The following is a 4813-nucleotide window of genomic DNA, read 5'->3' on the forward strand; positions in this document are numbered from 1 at the left end:
CGGGAGGCCGCCGACGCCTGGGCCCGGGCCGGATGGGAGCGCAAGTACCTGCACCGGCTGGTGCTCGGGATCGCGCTCGCCCTCAGCGCGGGTGCCACGGTGCTCGTCGTCCTGCGGGTCGCCGAGGTCGACGTCCCCCCGGCGCTCGATCCGTTGTCCGGCGCCGGGGTGGTCGCCCTCGGGCTGCTCGCGGGTGGCCTGCTCCGCGCCGTGTACACCGCCGCGACGGCACCCCGGCACGGGCGGCATCTCGCGGCCTTCGCCGACCTGGTGTGCTTCTGGCCGCGTGCGGCACACCCGGGGGTGCCGCCGTCCTACGCCGTCAAGGCCGTTCCCGAACTCGCCGAACGGGCGCGAGGGCAGCTACGGGACCCGGAACGCCGTGTCGTCCTCGCCGGCTACCACGTGGGCGGCCTGCTCGCCGTGATGGCCGCGGGCCGACTCGCCGCGGAGCTGTCCCCCGCCGAACGGGAACGCCTGGGGCTGGTCACCGCCGGGGCCCCGTTGCAGTGGGGGTATCAGCGGGCGTTCCCGGCCGTGTTCGCCCATCCGGGCCTCGCCCGCCTGTACGGCATGCTCGGGCAACGCTGGCGCGGGTTGTGCCGCGGTACGGACACCTTCGGCGGGGGCGCGACCACCTGGCGCCACCAGGTGACCGACGGCGCCCTGCTCGGTGTCGGATACCTCCCGGACGGGAGCGTGGGTCCGCTGCCGGCCGCCTCCCGAAACGACCCGGGGGTGCTGGTCCTCGGCGGCGACCACTGGTTGCCCGACCCGATGCCGGAGCCCACGGAGGCCCGACGCTGGGTGGCCGGGCTCCGCAGGCACGCCGACTACGTCGTCGACCCGGAGTGGGACCGGGCGGTCACCCTCGCGGCGGGCCTGGAACCCCCACCACACCCACCACCCCCCGAGACCGCGGGCGGCGCGCCGGGCGTCCCGACCGCTCCCCCGTCCGGGAGACCGTGAAGGGCACTTTTCCTGCGTATGGCGAAGTGAGGGGCACATTCCCTGCGTCGGGTGCAGGGAATGTGCCCCTCACGGCAAAACCCGGGTCGCTCAGCCCCTGGAGCGGCGGAGGCGGGTGAGGGCCAGCAGGGCGCCGCCGCCGAGCAGGAGCGCTGCTCCCAGGGCGATCAGCCAGCCGCTGCCGAAGCCGGTGGTGGCCAGGTCGTCGTTCTCGTTCACCGGGGACACCGTGGTCTCCGCCGTCTGCGGCGTGGTGCCGGAACCGCCGGTCGCGGTCGTGGTCGCCTCGGTCCCGGTCGTGGTCTCCTCGCCCGGTTCCGTCCCGGTGGTGGGCTGTTCGGACGAGGTACCCGGTTCGTCCGGCCCGTCGTCCTGCGTCGGCCCGTCCTCCGGTTCCGACGTGGGTTCCTCCGAGGTCGTCGTGGTGGGCTGGTAACCACAGGCGAACCAGTGGCTGATCGCCGGGATGTTGTCGCCGTTGTTCAGCGGGGCCCGCAGGTCCGTCCACGCCGGCTCGTCCGACAGCCCGTCCTCGCCGGGTGTGTAGACGTTGTAGCCGTCGGCGCCCTTCACGACGATCGCGGTGACCTCGGTGCGCTCCGGAATGGTGGTGATGTCGAGGAAACGGTCCTGGTTCGGGACACCCTGTTCGGTCGCCACCTCGGGGACGTTCTCGACGTCCCCGTCATCGCCGTAGCTGACGAGGATGCCGCCCTTGTAATCCTCGCACGTCACCGTGTTGCCGTCGTGCGCGACCGCCCGCGGGTCCTCGCCGGGGTCCTCCTCCGCGGCGACGGCACCCGCGGTGGCGGTGGCCGTGCCGACGAGCAGGCCACACGCGAGACCGGCGGCGACGGTGCGGGGACGGAACCTCGACATCAGGGACATACGGCACTCCGGGTACGGAAAGGAGGAAGCGGATCAGGGGGCCATGATCTTGGCATGGTCCGGACGGACCCTAATACGTGGGTGGCCCGGACGGAGCGCCCTGCGTTCCCGGTGACCGGATCGAATCCCATCCTTTACCGCGGCCGGTGCGAATCGCGTCCGATTCGCAACCTCGGACGCGATTCCCCGCCTTTCACACCGGCACGCGGTACAGATCCGGCTCCAGATAGATCAACCGCGCGGCCGGCACCTCCGCACGCACGCGCTGTTCCGCCCCGTCGATCGCGGCCGCCACCGCGGCCAGTTCGAGCCCCGGACGCAGGGCCAGCTTGGCGGCCACCAGCAGTTCGTCCGGGCCCAGGTACTGGGTCCGGATGTGGATGACCCGTTCGACCTCGTCCCCGTCGGCGAGCCGCTCGACGATCGTCTCGAGCTCGCCGTCCGCGGCGCCCTCGCCGACGAGCAGGCTCTTCATCTCCACGATCAGGATGAGGGCGATGATCCCCAGCAGGATCCCGATCATGATCGTGCCCACGCCGTCCCACACGGGGTTGCCGGTCACCACGGCCAGCCCGACCCCGAACAGCGCGAAGACCAGCCCGAACAGCGCCCCCGCGTCCTCGAGCAGCACGACGGGCAGCTCCGGGGTCCTGGCCTGCCGGATGAACGCCCACCAGGACCGGTCCCCCTTGATCGCACGGGACTCGACGATCGCCGTGCGGAAGCTGTAGGTCTCCAGCGCGATCGCCACCAGCAGGATCACCACGGCGACCAGCGGCGAGTCGAGGTCCTCGGCGTGGCTCACCTTGTGCACACCCTCGTACAGCGCGAACGCCGACCCCAGGGTGAACAGGACCAGGGCCACCACGAACGAGTAGAAGTAGCGGTCCCGCCCGTACCCGAACGGGTGCAGCCGGGTCGCTCTCCGCTTCGCCGTCCTCTGCCCGAGCAGGAGAAGTCCCTGGTTCGAGGTGTCGGCCACCGAGTGCACCGACTCGGCGATCATCGACGACGATCCGGTGATCAGAAACCCGACGAACTTGGCCAGAGCGATCCCCGCGTTCGCGAACAGGGCCGCCAGGATCGCCCTCGTTCCCCCGTCGGCCGCCATGCGTTTCCCCCCCGTGTCTCGCCTTGTCACCGGACGCGGGAAGTCTAGAGCCGATCACGGTGCGACACCGCGACGCCGGGAGAACGGAGGGCACGATGTGTCCCGACGCACACCCGCGGTGACGGCGGGTCCGGACGGTGCGGGACGACGCGGGACGATCCGGACACGCCGGAGGTCGGTCAGGCGCAGATGCCCGCGGTGGCGCGGAAGACCCGTGCTGGTGCCGCGCCGACCGGGTGCAGCTCCACCGCCGGATCGGCGGCGGGCAGCCACACCGACTGCCCCCGGCGCAACTCGACCTTGGTGCCGTCCTCGGAGCACAACAACAACTCACCCGCCGTACACAGCAGGATCTCCGGACCGGTGCCGTCCAGGCGGACCCCGGCGCGCTCGTCGGCGGCCCATTCGACCCGGGACAGCTCGAACTCGGTGGCGTCCGTGTGGTACACGGCGACCCGTCCGTCACCGTCCGGACTGCCGCCGGTCAGCACCGGCATGTCACCGCAGGCGAAGTCGACCACCCGGAGCAGTTCCGGGACGTCCACGTGCTTCATCGTCAACCCGCACCGCAGGATGTTGTCCGAGTTGGCGAGGATCTCCACGGCCGTCCCGTGCAGGTACAGGTGGAGATTGCCCGCGGGCAGGTACAGCGCCTCCCCCTCCCGCAGGGTCAGCCGGTTCAGCAGCAGCGCGGCGAGCACCCCCGCGTCGTGGGGATGTGTCTCCCCGAGTTCCAGCACGGTGCGGCACTCGGTGTCGAACTCCCCCTGATCCTTGATGTGCCGGACGCACGCGTCGAGCACCTCCGGCAGCAGCCGGTCCAGCGTGGGCTGCGGCAGCGTGATCCACGTCGTGAACAGGGTGCGCAACCCGTCCGGATCGGGCTGGGCGGCCAGCAGGTCCGTGTACTTCGTCAGGCCGGGCGTGTCGATCGCCCGCAGCAGCCGCACCGTCCGGTGCGGGTCGCGGAACCCGGCGAGGGCGTGGAACTCGGTCAGTGCGCAGACCAGCTCCGGCTTCGCGGTCGGGTCGGGGTAGTTGCGGTGGGCCGCGTCGCGCGGGATACCCGCCTGCTCCTCCCGCGCCCACCCCTCGGCGGCCTGCTCGGCGGACGGGTGCGCCTGCAGCGACAGGGGTTCCTCGACGGCGAGGATCTTGAGCAGGAACGGCAGCCTGCCACCCCAGCGCGCCGCGCAGCGGGGGCCGAGCTGCCCCTCCGGGTCGCCGTCGACGAGGTCGAGCAGGTTGCGTTCGGTCCCGTCGGCGTCGACGACGTGGGAGGGGTCGCCGGGATGGGCGCCCATCCACAGCTCCGCCTCCGGATGGGGGGCCGGTGCCGGCCGACCCAGCAACTCCGGGATCGTGGTCCGGGAACCCCACGCATAGGGCCGGACTGCGTTCCGCAGCAGTTCCACGGTCAACTCAACTCCTCGCCGGTCGTCGTCACCGGCCTGGTCACTCGGGCCTGGTCGCTCGGTTGCGCCGGCTGCTAGACGGTCACCGGTGCGGCGTGGCCGGTGCCTCCGATCGTTCCCGCCGCGAGGCCGAGATACAGCGCCGCGATCTCGAGTCGCAACGCCGACACGGCCGCGCGGCCCGCCTCGTCGGCCGAGATCTCCTCGGCGGGGGCCAGTAGGTCGGCCGAGGTCAGGATCTCCCCGGCCTGGTGGCGGGCGGTGTCCGCGACCGGTCCGGTCCGCACGGACACCAACAGCACCCGGGGTGCCGGGCCCTGAGTGGAGGGATCGTCCGGGTCGGCGAAAATGTCGCGCTCCGCGGAGCCCGCGACGGCGGCGCGGCGCAGTGCGGGACGCGCCATCGCCCGGCGGTACCCGGCCGCGTCCT

3 protein-coding genes and 2 pseudogenes are annotated in these 4813 nt (G+C 72.2%); 1 reads left to right on the plus strand and 4 read right to left on the minus strand.

The features are described from left to right. Positions 1-969: pseudogene (locus ACTIR_RS0104130) on the plus strand (hypothetical protein); the annotation flags it as partial. Positions 970-1059: 90 nt separating this feature from the next. Here the strand turns inward: ACTIR_RS0104130 and ACTIR_RS0104135 are convergent. The 4 genes and pseudogenes from ACTIR_RS0104135 to ACTIR_RS21635 form a co-directional block, all read right to left on the minus strand. Next, a complete protein-coding gene (locus ACTIR_RS0104135) occupies positions 1060-1857 on the minus strand; it encodes a hypothetical protein (protein ID WP_026453321.1) in 798 nt (265 codons plus the stop codon). A gap of 193 nt (positions 1858-2050) precedes the next feature. Next, positions 2051-2968 carry a cation diffusion facilitator family transporter gene (locus ACTIR_RS0104140; protein ID WP_026453322.1) on the minus strand — a complete coding sequence of 306 codons (918 nt, stop codon included), beginning with the start codon at positions 2966-2968 and terminating at the stop codon, positions 2051-2053. 179 nt (positions 2969-3147) lie between these two features. Beyond that, on the minus strand, positions 3148-4389 hold the full coding sequence (gene manA, locus ACTIR_RS0104145) for a mannose-6-phosphate isomerase, class I (protein WP_034238300.1): 1242 nt from the start codon (positions 4387-4389) through the stop codon (positions 3148-3150). Positions 4390-4457: 68 nt separating this feature from the next. Further along, positions 4458-4813, minus strand: a pseudogene (locus tag ACTIR_RS21635) (hypothetical protein); the annotation flags it as partial.

Origin of the sequence: Saccharomonospora iraqiensis subsp. iraqiensis (assembly GCF_000430445.1) — a bacterium.
GTDB lineage: Bacteria > Actinomycetota > Actinomycetes > Mycobacteriales > Pseudonocardiaceae > Saccharomonospora > Saccharomonospora iraqiensis.